We start from the raw sequence: 17,616 nt of genomic DNA, 5'->3' as shown, positions 1-17,616 counted from the left end.
CCCAACGGAGTCTGTTTAATACTCCACTAAAGTACATATCGTATAATGAAACGAAAGGAGGTGACGTTCGCGATGCGCCAACTGCGCAACGATCCGCACAATCGGCTGGATAGGGTCCAAGAGCATAACGCTTCGGATAGCCGATTCGCGATGCTGCGGAACGGTCCCGTCTTATCGTTGAACGGACAGGAACGCAGGCGCAGAAACGGCGAACGTTCCTCTATGCGCGCTTATCCAGCTATCTGGGATCCGGTTTCGCATCCGCCTTGAAGGCGGAGGGGGCCGGCGACAGGTAGCTTTTTATTTTGTCGGGAAAGGAAGCAGCCAACCTTGCGAATGAGGTGAAAGCCATGAAAAAGCAATATCCGTTGATCCACGAAAAGGTATTCCGCAACCTATCCGAACGGAACATGCCGCTGGACGAAGTGTTCGATCGGATTCAAGGCTTCATGCGGGGCGTACCGCGCGCCGCCTACGAGCTCGTCATCGGAACGGACGCGCAGGTCCATGCCGGGCATACGAAGTTCGTGACGTCCGTCGTGATTTTCCGGCCGGGACGTGGAGCTTGGTTCTGCTACCGCCAGGTGATTCTGCCGCGGGAAATCCGGTCGATCCGGGAGAAGCTGACCTTGGAAACGACGTACAGCCAAGAGATCGCGGCGTACTTCGATCCGTCCAAACGCGCGCTGCTGGAGGACATTCTCCTTCCGCACGTGTATCAAGGCGCGGAGCTGCGGCTCTTCATCGACATCGACGCGGGTACCGACGAGAAGCGGAACCGGACGTCGGCGTTCGTGGCGGAGATGGTCGGAAGGATCGAGGGCATGGGATTGTCGGCCAGGGTGAAGCCGGAGGCGATCGTTGCTTCCTCCGTGTCCAACCGCTTTACCAAGACGCCTTACCGGGGCTATGCGGCCGCGGCTGGGAACTGAACGTCTCGATCCAAGGCCGGCAGTAACGTGATAATGGCCGATAATTAATGGCATAATTATATAATCATATTAATTGTGCTGTGCCACGCAAGCCAATGGAATTCCTCCGTAGCGCATGCCGCAAGTGACGCTTGACAGCGTTGTGCCGGTAGCGTAAATTACTAGCCATACGAAAAGTCATATCGAACGGCTATGACCCCAGGAAACGAAGTCCAATATCGGTCGCCCAGAGAAGAAACCCGCCGGCTGCAAGGTTTCTCGACGCGAATGGACGCTCCCCGCCTGGCGAGCCGCAGCGGAGAACCGGAGTATCCGCTGCCGGGATATTCCCGTTATCCGACGAGGACCGGGCGGCTTGCCGCTCCGGTTGAATAAGGGTGGTACCACGAACGCATTCGTCCCTGACGGATGCGTTTTTTTGTTTTCTATTTCCGCTGGTCAAGGAGGAACCTATGAAACAATCCCATTTGTTCGCGCCGACCCTGAGAGAGGCTCCTTCCGACGCGGAAGCCGTCAGCCACCAATGGATGCTCCGAGCCGGGTTCATCCGCCAGTTGGCGTCCGGCATCTATTCGTACTTGCCGCTCGGATGGCGAGTGCTCCGGAAAGTAGAGCGGATCATCCGGGAGGAGATGGACCGTGCGGGCGCCCAGGAGATGCTGATGCCTGCCCTGCAGCCGTCGGAGCTGTGGAAGGAGTCCGGCCGTTACGACGCGTACGGTCCCGAATTGATCCGGGTGAACGACCGGCACGCCAGAGAATTCGCGCTCGGTCCGACGCACGAGGAAGTCGTGACCGCTCTGATTCGGGATGAGATTGCCTCCTACAGGAAGCTTCCGGTCACGTTGTATCAAATTCAGACCAAATTCCGCGATGAGAAGCGCCCCCGGTACGGACTTCTGCGGGGAAGAGAGTTTCTGATGAAAGACGCGTATTCTTTCGATGCGAGTCGGGAAGGGCTGGACGCTTCCTACTGGCGGATGTACGAGGCCTACCGGAGGATCTTCCAACGCTGCGGCTTGAACGTTCGGGCGGTGGAGGCCGATGCGGGAGCGATCGGCGGAGAAGGCGGCACGCACGAGTTCATGGCGTTGGCCGAGTTCGGGGAAGACACCGTCGTGACGTGTTCCCGTTGCGACTACTCGGCGAATCTGGAGAAAGCGGAAGTACGCGCTTCAGGGGAGCCGGTCGTAGATACGGCGGAAACTCCAGCGGCTTATCCTGCCATGGAGAAAATCCATACTCCCGGCGCGCGGACGATCGAACAACTCGCCGAAATGCTGAGGATCGAACCGCGGGATATCATCAAGACGATCGTGGTCTCCGCCGATGGGCAGCCGGTTGCCGTACTGATTCGGGGAGACCATGAGGTGAATGAGATCAAGGTGAAGCAACAGCTGGGCGCCGCACAGGTGGAGATGGCCGATGCCGAAACTGTGGTGCGTGCGACGGGGACTCCTATCGGCTTCGTGGGGCCGGTGGATATGGGGATCCCGCTGTTGATCGATCAAGCTGTCGCTCGGATGAGCAGCGGAATTGCGGGTGCCAATGAAACGGACTTCCATTTCCGAAACGTTCGTCCGGGAAGGGACTTCCCGCTCCAGGTTGCAGGAGATTATAGACAAGCGGCCTTGCACGATCCGTGTCCTCGATGCACGGAAGGGACCCTGCAATTTCACCGGGGGATTGAGGTCGGCCATGTGTTCAAGCTCGGAACGAAGTACAGCGAGAAACTGGGGGCGGTCGTGCAGAACGCATCCGGTCAGGCGGAGCCGGTCATCATGGGATGTTACGGAATCGGGGTGTCCAGGATCCTGTCCGCCGCGGCGGAGCAGCATCATGACGAGAACGGATTGATTTGGCCGATGGCGATCGCTCCTTTCCAAGTTCACTTGATCGTCGTATCGGTTAAGGATGAGACGCAATCCGAATTCGCGAATCGGCTGTATCGAGCACTCGCGGATCGCGGGATCGAAGTGTTGATGGACGACCGGGAGGAGCGTCCCGGCGTCAAGTTCAAGGATGCGGATCTCTTCGGAATTCCCCTCCGGCTCGTCGTCGGTAAGCACGCCGGCGAAGGGTTGGTGGAATTCAAAGAACGCGGCCGGGAGGGGAAGACGGTTCTGACGGCGGAGGAAGCGATGGATCGGATTGCTAGATTTTTTCTATTTTCCGATTGACAGCCCTTCCCTGAAGCCATTATGATAAGCAGTATCTTACAACGAAAGGAGGCCGACCGGACATGACCGGAATCGTGAATCGCCGCAACGCCGCTCTGTCGCAACCGAATCGCCAGTTCATTGTCCATCGGCCTCTACGGGCCCAAGCATGGGAAAGGCAGGGGTAACGCTCGATTCAGCCGCTTGATCGGCAGAGAGGGCTAGACCTTCCATTTCACGATGCGCGAAGACCGTAAGCGAATGGGCTTGCGGTCTTTTTGCGTTCTTTTTTCATTTTAATTTATCGACTAGAGAGGAAATTACGGATTCTATGAATTCAAACGATGTTTATTACCGGCGGATCGATCTCCCCGCAGGGGACTTGCACGTATTCGCCCACGACGATCTTTACCGCGCCATGGGGGCCAAGGTGCTCGAGATGGCGAACAACAATCTGCAAATTCCGAATATCCGGTACATGAGCTACACGCCGGATGCCCATGTCGGAGTCGGCACTTGCATCGGCACGACGGCTGTATGGGGGACGCACGATGGCTTCGTATCTCCGTCTATCGTCGGAAGCGACATCGGCTGCGGGATGCGGGTACATCTGACGAATTTGCAGGTGCAAGATTTGCAAGATGTAAAGCTGCGGCGAAAACTGGTCAAAGCGATCGAGAAACGGATTCCGGTCGAGAACCATTCGAGGGGTCATTTTTCCGACATTCGCTTGGAAGACGTGCTGCTCAAAGGACTTCACGGTCTGCCGGGCAAGTACATTCCGGATGCGTATACGCCGCGAAAGGCGACGTCCTTGACACATGTCGAGAGCAGCAGGTTCCGTTACGACGAGGACGTTCTCAACCGGATCCCGGAACCGGTGTGGCACCGGTCCCACCGGCAGTTGGGCACGCTGGGGAACGGCAATCATTTTATCGAAATCCAGGCGGTCAACGTGAACGAGGATAACCGGGCAATCGGGGAGCGCTGGGGACTCACAGACGGTCAAGTGGCGGTCATGATCCATTCCGGATCCCGTTCCTGGGGCGGCGCGGTGAACCAATACAGCGGATCGGAGGTGGCGAAGACGATGCGCAAGCTCGGTCTTGGCACCCCGGACCCGAAGCTGGTGTATGCGCCTCTGGACAGCGAAGCCGGCCGGACGTACGCCAACCTGATGTATTCCGCTTTGAATTTCGCGGTTGCGAACCGCCATCTGATCGCCTATGCCGTCCGCGAAGCGTTCCGGGAAACGTTCGGCCCGCAGGCAGAGCTGCGCACGCTGTACGACTTGATGCACAACTACGCTTGCGAGGAGAGTCACGGTGACGAACCTTGCCTCGTTCATCGCAAAGGAACGACCCGGGCCTTGCCGGCCGGCCATGCGGGGAATCCGGAGGCTTACCGGGAAACGGGGCATCCGGCGCTCATCCCCGGTTCGATGGGGACGGCCTCTTATCTCATGGTCGGCTCTACGGAGGGTGCGCGAAACTACCATTCCATCTGCCACGGAGCAGGCAGGGTCCGTTCGCGGAATGCGACGAAACAGCTCGTCACGGTTGACGAGTTCGCTTCTTCTCTCCGAATCGGCCAAGAGGACGAAGTCGTGCTTAACCATCGGGCGCTCGAAGCGCTGATCGATGAGTCTCCCCAAGCATACAAGGACGTAGATCAAATTATCGACAGCGTCGTTCAGGCGCGGCTGGCCTCCGTCGTGGCGAGGTGCCGTCCGCTGGCGGCGGTGAAAGGAGTGTGAGGAGAATATGGCGAGTTCCATGAAAATGAAAACAACAGCAGAGCCGAAGTTCCTGATTCGGGCGGAGCAATCCTCCGGCCAACCGCTGGACGCGGCCAAATATTTCAATTACATCGCGGCGACCCAAACGATCGTCGATTTCCTGAGCGGGCGATTCGGGTGCGGGTTTCGACTGTACGAGCAAGAAGACGGCTGCGAAGTGTGGAACGGGCTCGAGGAAGACATCCGCAATGGATACGAGGGTGTGGTCCATATGGCCAGCCTGTTCGATTTGGTGGAGACGAATGTGTTCGAATATTCCAATGACCGCGATCCGGAACGGATCGGGTATGCGATCAGACCGGCCGTTCGCAACAATTTGTTCGTTTATCCGCAGCATCGCGTCGCGTTGGCACGGATTCCGAGGCTTACGCTGCACGGTCTCGGGTTCGAAGATCTCATTTTCGGCGAATCCGACGAGGGGCTTGTCCGGTTTCTGGAGGGGATGAGGAAGCGCCAGCGGGCGGACACCAAGATCGTCGTGTTTACCGATACGGGCGATGGTTTGGAGCAAACCCGGGAAATGCTCGCGAATACCGTTACCCGAGGCGACGTGTTCCTGGAGGAAGAGCTGAAAACGCAAATCTACCGCTCGGTCGACGAATTTTTCTCCAAGGACCGATCGTTCTTTCAAACCTACGGCATTCCATACAAAAGAGGCATTCTGCTGTACGGCAAACCGGGCAACGGCAAAACGACGCTGGTCAAATCCATCGCCTCTACCACCGGAGCCCCCGTGGCGTATTGGCAGATCACCGAGCATACGAGCAGCGGATCGATTCAAGAGGTATTCGCGTCCGCCGCTCAAATGGCGCCGATGGTGCTCGTCATCGAGGACATCGATTCGATGCCGGCCTCTTGCCGTTCGTTCTTCCTGAACACGCTGGACGGGGCGACGTCGAAGGAAGGGATCTATCTCATCGGGACGACGAACTACCCGGAGAAAATCGATCCCGCGCTCATGAACCGGGCCGGGCGATTCGACCGGGCTTACGAGGTGAAGACGCCGAATGAGCCGCTGCGCCTAGCCTATCTGGTTCATATTGGCATGGGGCGGCTCGCGGATGATGAAGCCGTTGCCGAGGCGGCCCGCAAGACGGAGGGGTTCTCGCTCGCCCAGCTTAGCGAGTTATATGCCTCCGCCGCCTTGCAGACGCATTACGAAGGGGAAGTCAACCTGGAGCGGCTGATCGCCGCCATGAAGTCGGATTTGTCCAAGGGGCGCAGCCGTGAATGGATGACGGACGCGCAGCCGCGCAGACTCGGGTTCACGCAGACGGAATAGACGCCCTACTGCTTCTGCGCCGTGGAGAATTGGATCGGGGTCTGTCCGATGGTCGGCCTCAGAACGTCCCGGAAAACATCGGCCGCGACCTGGTTGATGTTGCGGTACAGGTCGGCGAGATTATCGGCGAAATACTGCACGACGACGGCTTTGAATACGGGGAATACGGCCACGATCGGTAGGTTCCGAACGGTAACGAAGCTGAATAAGCGGTTCGTCCGGAGGGCGACTCGGTAAAGCGCTGCAATCTGGCTCGGGGTCAGGCTGCCTTGGATCGGACTGACCAGTGTCCCTTGCTGGGTACGGACCTGCACCGATATCCTAATGTTGCCGATCGTAACGGCCGGTACGAGCAAGGTGGCGAGGGCCCGCGCTTTCTGGCTGCCGCGCACCCGGATGGTGATCAGATAGTTGCCGTTCGGTAGCTGGCGCAGAGGATCCACTTGAACGAGCGGGTCGTTGCCGACCGAGTTCAGGATTTTGCTGAAGTAGATGTTCGGGGGCGGGGACAACCGGATCCGGACTTTCTTCGGCGAAGAAGGAGTTGCCATGCGTTCGATCTCCTTTCTGAACCTGCACTCCGATATCCTATTTGTCAGCGGGCGGCATAGGAACAGCGTGCGCCTATCATACGTATTTTTATCGCCATGAAGAAGCCGGAGCAGATTGACAACACGCGGCTGAAATTATAGAATGGTCACACAATTGAACATCGCGATCATGCCCATGAAGAGCATCCAACTCGGAGGCGTTTTCGTCAAGAGCAACCCCATGCGGGTTGTGTCCTAAGCTTACCGGCCTCGCCCGTTACCGCGGAACCAAGAGGATCGAACCGTGTTTAACCGCGGTTGGATCAAGTTGGGTGGCACCGCGAGCTGACGCTCCTCGTCCCAATCGGACGGAGGGCGTTTTTTTGTTGCCTACAAAACGGGAAGAGAGGTCGGGGTAAGCATGCTGGATATTTCATGGATTCGGGAACACCGGGAGCTGCTGCAGTTGACGGCGGATAAGAAAGGGATCAAGCTCTCCATTGGGGACTTGCTTGAACGGGATGATCAGCGCAAGCGATTGCTGCAGGATGTCGAGCGGCTGCGCCGGGATCGGAATCGGCTGTCCGAACGGATCGGCGAATGGTTGAAGCAGGGAAAACAGGTTGAGGCGGAAGAAGCCAAGAGGGAAGTCAAAGCAGCGAACGAGGGGTTAAGCGCACTGGAAACAAAGTCGGATCGGCTGCTGCAGGAAATGACGCGAAACGCCGAAGACATTTTGCAGCTCCTGGAATTGCCTTACCGGGTCGTAGCCGTCTGCATCGGCGACATGTCGCAGAAAACGCACAAACAATACGATATCGAGACATGGATGCCGAGCCGGCAGTCGTACGGGGAGACGCATTCCTCTTCCAACCTGCTGGATTTTCAAGCGCGACGCGCCAATATCCGATATCGGGACGCAAACGGCAAGCTGATGTATTGCCACACCTTGAACAATACGGCGGTCGCGACGCCGAGAATCCTGATCCCGCTGCTCGAAAACCATCAGATGGAAGATGGATCCGTATATGTGCCGAAGTCGCTGCGGCCTTATTTGAACGGGGTGGAGTCGATTCGGCCAAGCTGAATGCAGAAAAAAAACTACCGTCAGGACAGTGCCTGCGGTAGTTTTTTAGTACGCGAATTTTGCGGGATCGACGGCAATGACCGGATCCCCGTTCACGGTGACCCAGCAGTAGTAGTAGTTGTAGTCTACGCCAGTCGGGCTGAGCGCAGGATTGATCACGTTGGTGTACAGCGACTGTTGCGTGTCAAACGTCAGGCTGCCCGTATTCGTCTTCGGAAGCGATACCGGAACGTTGAGGTTCACGTATTTATCGTCGGAAGAGCTGTACTTCGCCGCGCTGGCCATTCCCGCGAACAGCATTTGGCAAGCCAGAATCAGGGCGCCGATGAGAAGCGTGCGTTTCATTTCGTTTCACCTCCAGGGTTTGAAAAAAAAAAAAGCCCCCTTTCGGCAACTGGCTGCCATCCGTCCGAGACGGGAAGGCCCTGTAGTTTTGCGCCCTTGTCTTTCGACAAGTTTGCCATTATCGTGAAGTGCTCCGTTCTCATTAACTCTTACCAAAACTTACTAGATTCACTATAAGGGTTTTTGTCGAAACAGTCAACCATTTTTTAGGTACAAAAGCATAATCCCAAAGTCATGCAAGCTGATCTCCTATGGAAAGGAAGACCTTGACGATCTCCGGATGATACATCGACCCGCTGCACCGCTCGATCTCTTGCAACGCAACGTCCCGCGGCCGTCCTTTCTGATAAACGCGATCAATGGTCATCGCATCGTAAGCATCGACGATCGAGATGATCGCCGCCGGCTTTGAAATTTGGTCTCCCTGCAGTCCGTGAGGATAGCCTTTGCCGTCGTACCGCTCATGATGCTGTTCGACCACATCTCCCACGATTCGCAAATCGGGCATACCCGTATCGTGCAGCAGCTGTTTGCCGTAAGTCGTGTGCAACTTCATCTGCTCGTACTCTTCATCCGTGAGTTTATTGGGTTTATTGAGGATGTGCTCCGGGATTTGCGTTTTGCCGATATCATGCAGGAAACCAGCCAAACTCAGAATGTACATTTCATAAGGGGAGAGCCCCAATCTCTCTCCAAGCAGCACGGACAAACGTTTGATCCGATCGCAGTGGTCGGAGGTGTAGCCGTCTTTTTCTTCTATCTTTACAGCAAGATCGAACAGCTTCTGGATAGAGCCGCTGTAATTATGAAAATAGGGCCGGGAAACGACGTAGAGAAACTCAGTGTCCTTTGAAGCCACAAACATCGCCATCTCGGTAATCATATAGGCGGAAATGGAGTCTCCGGGTCGCAGCACGACGTCTTCGTCCTGCTTTTTCCACACCAATTCTCCCGCGAGAATATGAGCGTACTCCAGCGCCAGCCAGCCCTCTTCGGGCGCAATATACCACCTGAAGCCGGCTTCCAGTTTATGATGAATGACCTCGGTCCCGTCACCGGAACAAATGTGAGAAATAACGAGGCCTTTCGTTGAAAATCTCTCGATATATTCGCCGGACCGAGTGATTTTGATATCCATGCCGTCTCCCACATCCCTTATTGGGCGCTTTGCTATTAGTATAACACTCTAACAACGAAGGAAGGGGGAAAATTGTTGCATTTTGTCGATATTAAACTGTCCAGTGTAGAGGGGAAATCGATATATAATCAAGAGGCAATAATATGAACTTGAGTATCGGAAAATCCATTCTGACATGAAAGCGGGGCGTTTTCGATGAACAACCTCACGAAAATGAAAATCATGAAACCTGCGAATGAAGTGTTCGAAGCGGTGGTCGATCCGGAGAAGATCGGCAACTTCTGGTTCACATCGAGTTCCGCAAGATGGGAGCAGGGCAAGACAATCACGCTGAGATACGATGAATACGATGCGCAAGGCGATATCCAAGTTCTGGAGATCGAGGACAATCGGAAAATCGTTTATCGATGGGGCTATGAAGACGGCGGGGAAGGAAACGTGGTTACGATTACGCTGAACGAGTCGGAAAACGGCGGTACGATCGTGGAAGTTAACGAGGAAGGGTTCGACGACAACGACGAAGAACTGTTGAACCAAATGATCGGCAATAAGGAAGGCTGGGTGTACATGCTGACCTGCCTAAAAGGGTATTTGGAGTTCGGCGTCAGCGGATTGAGGGCGGCGTTGGTGAAACCATTATACGGCTAAGCTTTATCATGGCCAAGTGGCGATCCCCATGTCGTACAACATTACGCTACGCGTGTTGAGATACGACGTCCACGCTCATCCGCAGCTTTCGCAAGTTCGGCTGATGAACCTGGCCGTTCTCGATCACGACCATGGAGCGGCCGCATGCGAATCGCTCAAACGATTTGCAATTACGACTTCAGCGATTTGAAGGCCGGGTATCCGCTTCGCGGCAGTCGCGTGCCGCATTGCTTGTATATTTACCCGGCCATGTACGAGAAGTTGATCGCGTTTCAATTCCCGGGAGAAGAAATTATCGAGCGAACATGCAGCCCTAAGGAGTACCGGGAGTATTGGACGAAGGAACAAGAGCTGCGATTCCGCGGGTGGCAGATCGGTTGTTACGATAAAGAGCATCTGGAAGCCGAATTGTCCGTCTTGACCCATCACCTGGAGAAAATCATCGAGTTGGCCTGTCGGCGGGATCGCAAGGATATATGAATCTTTCCTACTTTATTCCCATGTTCAAGAAGGTGAACGGGGTGACCTCGATGGGTTTCAGAAAGAAGGGGTCGGCATCGTGACCGGCCCCCTGACGTGCATCTTCGCCCGACGTGAATTTCAGTTGGTTTTCACAACCGGCACCCACAGCTCGTTCCGGCCTTCCTCAATCGGCAAATAGCATTCGACGGCAGGCAAATTCGCCAGCTCGTAAGCGGAGGCGGGAAGCCACTCCGTGTACAGCCGTTTCCATATCTCCTGAAGCCCTTCCGGAGGCCCCGACGCTTCGAATACGGCCCAGGCCGCCTCCGGAAAATCCATCTTCACCATTCCTTCCGGCGGTTCATGTCCGCACACGATGGCGAGATAATAGTCGAAGGAAGGGTTTCGGCCCCAATCCCCGTCCGCGCAGACGCCGAGAATGCCTCCCATCGGATGGCCATCCCGGCGAACGGCCCACAGTTCCTCGAAGACGCCCCGCTCCCTCGCTTTCCTCCATACTTCGGGCACGATGCGGAAGGCAAGCTCAGTTTCAACCGTTTCCATGATCCCCGCAATCGAGAAAGCTCCGAGCGTTTCCATCCGGTAGTTCATTTCCGCGGCTCCTTTTAAGGTGAATTGAAACGAGAGAGGCGGGTACGTTTTGAGCCGGGTCCCCGCATTCCTAGCGGCTGTCGGCGTCGCCCCATGTAAGCCGTGAAATGCGCGGGTGAACGCCTCTGGAGAGTCGTAGCCGCATTTCATCGCGAGATCGACGACCTTCACGGCGCCGTTCTGCAGCTCGAAAGCGGCCAGCGTAAGACGCCGCCTGCGGATGTACTCGGATAATGAAATATCCGTCATAAACGAGAACATGCGCTGAAAATGATAAACGGAACAGCCGGCCAGCCGGGCAAGCTCCGCGTAATCGATCTCCTCTGTTAGATGGTCTTCGATATAATGAATCGCTGCATTCATCCTGTTAACCCAATCCATAACGGTTCATCTCCTCCGTGATCCACTATAGCAGGAACGGAGGGGATACGTCGTGCAGTTTGCGATCGGATCATGCAAGATCGTTCTGTTTAGGGTCATTGCGCGGGCAGGTGCGTTTCCGTCGTGCCAGGCTTGACGAGCAGATACCCCCGCTTGCCGACGGGAAGCTGATCATCGAGGAAGGCCGTGTTGGGCGTGCTTCCGATCGCCACGAAGATGAGTCATCCGGGGCGACTTCCACCAAGCCGGCGGCATGGTTCCGCACCTTCAAATAAAAGATCACATGTCCTTTTTTTCGAGAAGATCCTTTCGCGCTCGCTTAAGCGCATCCTCCAACGTTCCTTCGACGATGGTGGACGGGACGGAAATCATCAGGTTCGTCGGAAGGCCGAAATCCTCGACGCGCATGCCGTCTTTGTACAAGCCGCTGCTTTGATCGATTCCCGGCATCAATTTCTCCGCCATCGTTCGCCCGTCCGATAGAAAACCGTATAACTTCTTTCCGAGGCCGTAAGCGTAGCCGCACTCGAACACGGTTCCCGAGTCCGGTTCATTGCCCCGGAACGGATCGAGATTGGCGATGATCAGGTCCGACTTCTCGATCAGCCTCAGGTTCCCTTCGAAAATCGCCTTTGCGGTCTCCCATTTCTCCGGCAGGGGCTTGATGTCCTTGTCCAACGGAAAAATGCCCTCGAACCCGTATTCCTCGCACAGCCGTTTCATTCGCAATCCCGTCTCCGCCGCATCGTCGCGAAACACTTCGAACCCCGCCATATAGATTTTCAGCCGCATCGTCGCTCTCCTTTTTCTTCGTCTATGATTACCATTGTATCAAACGGTGAAGCCCTCCCTATACGGAGGGTTCTTCCTTGTGCATCCGGTATGTGCGCAACGGAGAGGGTCGTCCACGCGGCGCCGTCGAAGCAAGCGGCAGCGTCAGAGAGAAGGAGGTGCCTCCGTTCGAGCTTTCCCGGAAAAGGAGATCCCCGCCCTGGGCTTGCGCGATCAGCCTGCTGAACGCCAGGCCGAGACCGAGACCGCGCACGGCCAGCTTTTTGCTCTCTCCCCGGAAGAATCGCTCGAATACGAGATCCTGCTCGGATGGCGGGATGCCGCTCCCGTTGTCGTTCACGATGATTTCGGCGTAGCCGCCGTCCCGTTCGAGAAGCTCGATCCGGATCTGAAGCGGGCGGTCCGGATGCCGGGCTTGCGCGCTGTTATTGAGCAGATTCACCAGGATTTGCTGAATGCGGAGCGGGTCGCCTTGCACCTCGATCAGCTGTCCGGGCAGCGACAGCTCAGGTTCGCGAATGCTCTCGTCCTGATGCAGCGTCCATTGATACACGATTTCGGACAGCAGCGCCCCGGCGTCCAGACGGTCGCGGCTCACCTGCACGACCCCGGCGGCCAAGGCGTTATAATCGAGCAGATCGGCAATCATCCGTTCCAGCCTGTGCGTCTCTTGAAGGGCGATCTCGAGAAATTCATCCGCTTCTTCGTTTCTCACGATTTTTTCCTTGACCGCGTGGACGAGTCCTTTCACGGACGTAACCGGCGTTTTCAACTCGTGCGTCAAGCCGGCCAGCATGAAATTGCGGGAATGCTCCAATTGTTTCAGCTTGCCGGCCATATCCTTGAACGAGACGATCAGCTCGTTCAGCTCCCGCTCCTTCGCGTTCGCTTCGAGCCGGACATCATATTGTCCGAGACTGATCTCCCGGGCGGCGGATGCCACCTTGCGGATCGGACGGGACAGCTTGCGGGAGAGCCGATAAATCGTCAGCCAGCCGAGCCCGGTCAAGCTGACGAGAAGCAGGACGAGCGCCCATTGGGCTTCCGGCGGCAGATGGGCCAAGGACCGTACCGGCTGCAGCAGAGAGACCTGCCCGATCTTGTTTCCGTTATGTTCGATCGGAGCCGTAATCGCCTTCATGCCGGGCTCCCGGGCCTGATCGAGCGCAGCGGTCATCTTTCGCCGAAGATCCTCTTGCGTCAGCGGCTCGTTGGAGAACAGCAGCTTGCCGTCCTTGTCCGTCACGATCGCGCACACGGGGCCGAGCTTGAAATACTGGGCGCGTTTCTCGATGTGTTCCTTCAAGTCCCGAGGCACGGCAATCGTTCCGTCCGGACGGTCCAGACGATCTGCGAGTTCCTGCGCCAGGAGCTGGACGGTTTGCAGGCGGCTGTCCAGCGTTTCCCGGTGGGTCCACCAGACGGCGGCCGCCGCAAGCGCCAGCAGACCGGCACAGAGGATGATGAAGTATCGAATGGTCCAATACGACAAGAGGGAAGTTTGCTTCAGTTTTCGATCCAAAATTGATACCCCGTTCCCCGCAAAGTGCGAATTTCCCCTTCCTCCACAGGCCAATGGGACAGGGCCTGCCGGATCCGCTTGATGGACAAATCGACCGCGCGGTCGCTTCCTTCGTAGTCCGTTCCCCAAACGTTCTCGATCAGCTGCTCCCGGGTAAACGTCCGGTTCGGATGTTCCGCCAGGTAGAGCAGCACGGCCAAATCGCGGGGCATGAAGGTGACCTCCGCGCCGTTCAGGGTAACGCGGTGAGCCAGGAAATCGATGCCGAGCCGGCCGAAGCGTCGCTGTCTGGCGCCGTCCGTCCACTGCGACGGGCGGCGAAGCACGGCCTGCACGCGGGCAATGACTTCCTCCGGAATGAACGGCTTCGGCATGTAATCGTCGGCTCCGCCGTTGAGCCCGGTCAGTCGGTCGTCGATGCCGTCTCGCGCCGTGAGCATGATGATCGGACAACTGCTGGTTTCGCGTATCCGGCGCAGCACTTCCCAGCCATCGATATGCGGAAGCATGACGTCGAGCAGAAGGAGCGCCGGCGGTTCCTGCGAAAACAATTCCAGGGCCTGCCGCCCGTCTGCCGCCAGTTTCACGCCGAAGCCGGCTTTGCGCAGATAAGCGGCCAGCACGCGGGCGATCGCGGGTTCGTCTTCGACAACCAGTATCGTTTTCAGGATCGGACAGCTCCTTTCGTGCCGGATGCCCCCATTGTAGCAACAGGCCGTCGGCCCGGCAATCGCCGGAATGCAGGAGCGAGGCGAAATGATGAGATTTTTCCATTTTTTCAGCTTCGACATCTATTAGACATACTGGGCTGGTAGAATGGGTGAAAAATTGCGGCCGTGCCGCAATGAATGGAGGGAAATCATGAAGAAAAAGAATGTTTTGCTAGTGACGGCAGCGGCTGTAGTTGTGGTTGGATTCGGCGCATACGCGGGGCTTAACCGTTACCTCGGCAACAATGTGGAGATCGAATCGGTCATGGCTGCGCCGGCGGAGTCGCCATCGGCATCGGCTTCAGCTTCGGCGGGGAGCGGCGAGGTCTCTAATGCGGCGGGTGCCGCGGTATCGGCGGCCCAGCTGAACGGACAATGGAAGATCGCGAGCGGTTCCAAAGTCTACTGGTCGGTTACGACGTCCAAAGAAACGGTCAATTTCGTCGACGAGGCGGTAACGGGCTCCTGGACCGTCGACGTGAACGACGCTGCGACGATGAGCGGAGAAGGCGTCGTCGATTTGACGGCGCTGGATTCGGGAAACAGCCAGCGGGACGGCCACGTGAAGGAGCGGTCGGATTTGCTGGAGGTTACGAGATTTCCGCAGGCGACGTTCAAAACGAAAACCTTCTCGCAGGTGCCGGCAGAGTGGACGGAAGGAACCGAAGTTCCGCTTACGATTACGGGAACCCTTACGATTAAAGGGATCGAGAAGGAAGTGACGTTCGACTCGAGCGCGATGTACCGGAACGGGCAGCTGCTTCTGTCCGGCAAGACCCAGGTCACGTTCGCCGATTTCGGCATGACCAACCCGCATACGGTCGTCCTGGATACCGAGAACGAGTTCTCCGTGCAGCTGGAGCTCGTTTGGGATAGAGCATAATAACTTTGCGACCGCTGAGTTCAATTACAGGCTCGCTCCCCCATCGTAACAAGAACCGAAGAGATGTCATTCCATCACCCTGCGCGGCGTCCGGGCATTCCGGCACGTTTCGCAGGGTTTATCTTCTTCGGAGCATTCTCAACATTTTACAAAATTAACTTTTGGATAATGCAAATGACGTAGGATTATCGCGAAGTCTGTCGAACTCATTCACATACAACCATGTGAGATGAGGGCGATAAGGTTGGCGATCCGGGCAATTCTCGATTTCTTCCTGCTGAAAAAGGTAAAGAGCGTCAAGACGAAAACGATGTTGGTGATCGTGCCATTGGTCGTGACGGTGCTTGCGGCGCTTATCGCCGAAACGTTCGTCCTGTCCATGCGGATCATCCAGGATCAAACGGAGCAGAAAATGAAGCTCGAACTCAGCGGGATGACGAACATGATCGAAGCAAAGCTGGTTGCCCACAGCAAAGCCACGGAGGCCATGGGCAAAGCCTTTGAAGCGAACTTTCGTTCGTTTTCCTTGCCCGACTTTCAGAAGGTAACCCAGGAAACGCTTGACGTCAGTGAAAATGCGTTCGGTTTGGGCGTGTTTGCGCAACCGTTCAAAAAAGATCCGAAGGCCGAGTTTTTCTCCACTTATACCTATCGGGAGCAAGACGGGCACAAGAAAACGACCGAGGAATACAGCGACCCAAGCTACAATTATCCGGGTCAGGACTGGTATAAGATCGTAGGGGAAAAAGGCGAAAACGGAACCCAATTTACCGCGCCTTATTACGATCCTGGCACGAACGTAACGATGGTAACCGTGGCGGTTCCCCTGTTCGACGATCGGAAGAGCTTTCTCGGCGTGGCCACAGGCGACCTTAATTTGACCACCATTCAGAAGATCATTGGCGACGTGAAGATCGGCGATACGGGCTGGGCCTTCCTGATCGATGCGGAAGGAACTTACATGGCAGGCGCGCCCGAAAATAAGATCATGAAAGCGAAAATCGCGGAGGACGACAATCCTTCCTTGGCTGCGCTCGGCAAGGAAATATTAGGGAACGGCTCGGGAGAGAACGCGTTTCAAGATGGGAATGGACTCAACCATGTTTTCTACTCGAAGCTGCCCAGCGCGAATTGGTATTTGGCGGTCGTCATGCCGGACAAGGAAATGGGAGCGTCTCTCGTCTCGCTGCTCCGCACGACCGTCATCATCAGCGCGATCGGAATATTGCTTCTCATCGCGGCCGTTTACCTGTTTAGCAGATCCATCACGGGCCAGATCCGGAAAGTCAATGCACTCTCCGAGTACATGTCCAATGGAGATTTCACGCATGTCATTGACCTGAAGAGCAGCGACGAGTTCGGCACGATGTCCCGAAATTTCAACCGCTCTACCGAGATCGTGAGACAGATGCTTCGGAAGGTTTCGGAGAGCACCCTGCATGTCGCGGCGACATCCGAGCAATTGTCCGCCGGCGCCGAGGAAACCACCGGCGCTTTGGAATCGGTCGTGTCCACGATTCAAAGCGTCGCGGGCGGAGCCGAAAACCAACTCTCCGGTACGGAAGAGACGGCAAAGGCGCTCGAGGAAATGTCCGTCGGGATCCAGAGAATCGCCGAATCGGCATCCGAGGTTTCCGAATCCTGCGTAGAGGCTGCGCATCAGGCCGCGGACGGCAATGAACGGGTGCAAATGGCGGTTCGTCAAATGGGAGTCATCAGCCGGTCCGTGCAAGAAACCTCCGAAGTCGTCCGGAGGCTGGATCGCCGTTCGCAGGAAATCGGGATGATCGTGGGCGTGATTTCCGATATCAGCGCCCGGACGAATTTGCTTGCGCTTAATGCTTCGATCGAGGCGGCGCGGGCCGGGGAGCACGGCAGAGGCTTCGCGGTTGTCGCAAGCGAAGTGAAGAAGCTGGCGGAACAGACCAAGCAATCGGCCGAACAGGTCGTGGACTTGATCCGCATGATTCAAGAAGATGTCGTCGATGCGGTGCAGGTTATGAACGCCGGTTCAATTGAAGTGAGCAAGGGAACGGAAATGGTGAGCGAGGCGGGAAAATCGTTCGAAACGATCCTGATCCGGGTTCAGGAGATCTCTTCAGAGGTTCAAGAAGTGTCGGCGGCCTCCGAGCAGATGTCCGCCGGTTCCGAAGAAGTGACCGCTTCGGTTACGGAACTGGCGAAAATCGCCAAAGACGCTTCAATGGGCGCAGCCACCGTCGCCGCTTCCTCCGAGGAACAGATGGCGGCCATGGAACAGGTTGCATCTTCCGCCGTGTCGTTAAGCGGCATGGTTCAAGAACTTCAGTCGTTGCTCGTCAAATTCAAAGTGTGA

18 protein-coding genes and 1 riboswitch are annotated in these 17,616 nt (G+C 56.4%); of the genes, 10 read left to right on the top strand and 8 right to left on the bottom strand.

The genetic code is table 11. The features are described 5' to 3' along the window. Positions 1–72 precede the first annotated feature (72 nt). From GE107_RS16220 to GE107_RS16200, 5 genes are all read left to right on the top strand, one after another. Positions 73–270, top strand: a complete 198-nt coding sequence (locus GE107_RS16220) for a hypothetical protein (protein WP_219641029.1) — start codon at positions 73–75, stop codon at positions 268–270. An 80-nt stretch (positions 271–350) separates the two neighbouring features. After that, positions 351–932 carry a ribonuclease H-like YkuK family protein gene (locus tag GE107_RS16215; RefSeq protein WP_219641028.1) on the top strand — a complete coding sequence of 194 codons (582 nt, stop codon included), beginning with the start codon at positions 351–353 and terminating at the stop codon, positions 930–932. Positions 933–1,384: 452 nt separating this feature from the next. Beyond that, a complete protein-coding gene (locus GE107_RS16210) occupies positions 1,385–3,112 on the top strand; it encodes a proline--tRNA ligase (RefSeq protein ID WP_219641027.1) in 1,728 nt (575 codons plus the stop codon). A gap of 310 nt (positions 3,113–3,422) precedes the next feature. Further along, entirely contained in the window at positions 3,423–4,847 is a 1,425-nt protein-coding gene (locus GE107_RS16205) for an RtcB family protein (RefSeq protein ID WP_219641026.1), read from the top strand. Between the two features lie 19 nt (positions 4,848–4,866). Further along, on the top strand, positions 4,867–6,171 hold the full coding sequence (locus tag GE107_RS16200) for an AAA family ATPase (protein WP_219641025.1): 1,305 nt from the start codon (positions 4,867–4,869) through the stop codon (positions 6,169–6,171). A 5-nt stretch (positions 6,172–6,176) separates the two neighbouring features. On the opposite strand, the gene GE107_RS16195 is transcribed toward GE107_RS16200, so the two are convergent. Continuing rightward, complete coding sequence (locus GE107_RS16195; RefSeq protein WP_219641024.1) at positions 6,177–6,722, bottom strand: hypothetical protein; 546 nt, start codon at positions 6,720–6,722, stop codon at positions 6,177–6,179. 400 nt (positions 6,723–7,122) lie between these two features. Between GE107_RS16195 and GE107_RS27425 the strand changes: the two genes are divergently transcribed. Further along, entirely contained in the window at positions 7,123–7,788 is a 666-nt protein-coding gene (locus GE107_RS27425; RefSeq protein ID WP_219641023.1) for an aminoacyl--tRNA ligase-related protein, read from the top strand. 45 nt (positions 7,789–7,833) lie between these two features. Here GE107_RS27425 and GE107_RS16185 read toward each other — a convergent pair whose 3' ends face one another. Further along, positions 7,834–8,133, bottom strand: coding sequence for a hypothetical protein (locus GE107_RS16185; RefSeq protein WP_219641022.1), 300 nt, complete (start codon positions 8,131–8,133; stop codon positions 7,834–7,836). 41 nt (positions 8,134–8,174) lie between these two features. Beyond that, positions 8,175–8,260, bottom strand: a riboswitch (cyclic di-GMP riboswitch). Positions 8,261–8,365: 105 nt separating this feature from the next. Beyond that, positions 8,366–9,271 (bottom strand): HD-GYP domain-containing protein, encoded by a 906-nt coding sequence (locus tag GE107_RS16180; protein WP_219641021.1) that lies wholly within the window; start codon positions 9,269–9,271, stop codon positions 8,366–8,368. Between the two features lie 195 nt (positions 9,272–9,466). On the opposite strand from GE107_RS16180, the gene GE107_RS16175 reads away from it, so the two are divergent. Continuing rightward, a complete protein-coding gene (locus GE107_RS16175; RefSeq protein ID WP_219641020.1) occupies positions 9,467–9,919 on the top strand; it encodes an SRPBCC family protein in 453 nt (150 codons plus the stop codon). 46 nt (positions 9,920–9,965) lie between these two features. On the opposite strand, the gene GE107_RS27180 is transcribed toward GE107_RS16175, so the two are convergent. Further along, entirely contained in the window at positions 9,966–10,052 is an 87-nt protein-coding gene (locus GE107_RS27180) for a hypothetical protein (RefSeq protein WP_370636445.1), read from the bottom strand. An 11-nt stretch (positions 10,053–10,063) separates the two neighbouring features. On the opposite strand from GE107_RS27180, the gene GE107_RS16170 reads away from it, so the two are divergent. After that, positions 10,064–10,399, top strand: a complete 336-nt coding sequence (locus GE107_RS16170; protein ID WP_219641019.1) for a hypothetical protein — start codon at positions 10,064–10,066, stop codon at positions 10,397–10,399. Between the two features lie 120 nt (positions 10,400–10,519). Here GE107_RS16170 and GE107_RS16165 read toward each other — a convergent pair whose 3' ends face one another. From GE107_RS16165 to GE107_RS16150, 4 genes are all read right to left on the bottom strand, one after another. Next, the gene (locus GE107_RS16165) at positions 10,520–11,374 is read right to left on the bottom strand and encodes an AraC family transcriptional regulator (RefSeq protein ID WP_219641018.1); all 855 of its coding nucleotides are present in this window, start codon (positions 11,372–11,374) and stop codon (positions 10,520–10,522) included. Between the two features lie 279 nt (positions 11,375–11,653). Further along, the gene (locus GE107_RS16160) at positions 11,654–12,166 is read right to left on the bottom strand and encodes a nucleoside 2-deoxyribosyltransferase (protein ID WP_219641017.1); all 513 of its coding nucleotides are present in this window, start codon (positions 12,164–12,166) and stop codon (positions 11,654–11,656) included. Between the two features lie 58 nt (positions 12,167–12,224). Further along, entirely contained in the window at positions 12,225–13,688 is a 1,464-nt protein-coding gene (locus GE107_RS16155) for a HAMP domain-containing sensor histidine kinase (RefSeq protein ID WP_219641016.1), read from the bottom strand. Further along, a complete protein-coding gene (locus GE107_RS16150) occupies positions 13,673–14,356 on the bottom strand; it encodes a response regulator transcription factor (RefSeq protein ID WP_219641132.1) in 684 nt (227 codons plus the stop codon). The genes GE107_RS16155 and GE107_RS16150 overlap by 16 nt, the downstream gene beginning before the upstream one ends. A gap of 193 nt (positions 14,357–14,549) precedes the next feature. Between GE107_RS16150 and GE107_RS16145 the strand changes: the two genes are divergently transcribed. Together GE107_RS16145 and GE107_RS16140 are read left to right on the top strand one after the other, a co-directional pair. Further along, the gene (locus GE107_RS16145; RefSeq protein WP_219641015.1) at positions 14,550–15,281 is read left to right on the top strand and encodes a YceI family protein; all 732 of its coding nucleotides are present in this window, start codon (positions 14,550–14,552) and stop codon (positions 15,279–15,281) included. Between the two features lie 244 nt (positions 15,282–15,525). Then, positions 15,526–17,616, top strand: a complete 2,091-nt coding sequence (locus tag GE107_RS16140; RefSeq protein WP_219641014.1) for a methyl-accepting chemotaxis protein — start codon at positions 15,526–15,528, stop codon at positions 17,614–17,616.

Source organism: Cohnella sp. CFH 77786 (assembly GCF_019400745.1).
In the GTDB taxonomy this organism is placed as follows: Bacteria; Bacillota; Bacilli; order Paenibacillales; family Paenibacillaceae; genus Cohnella.
Note: the sequence above shows the minus strand (reverse complement) of the source record. Positions and strands in the feature narration are given on the sequence as shown.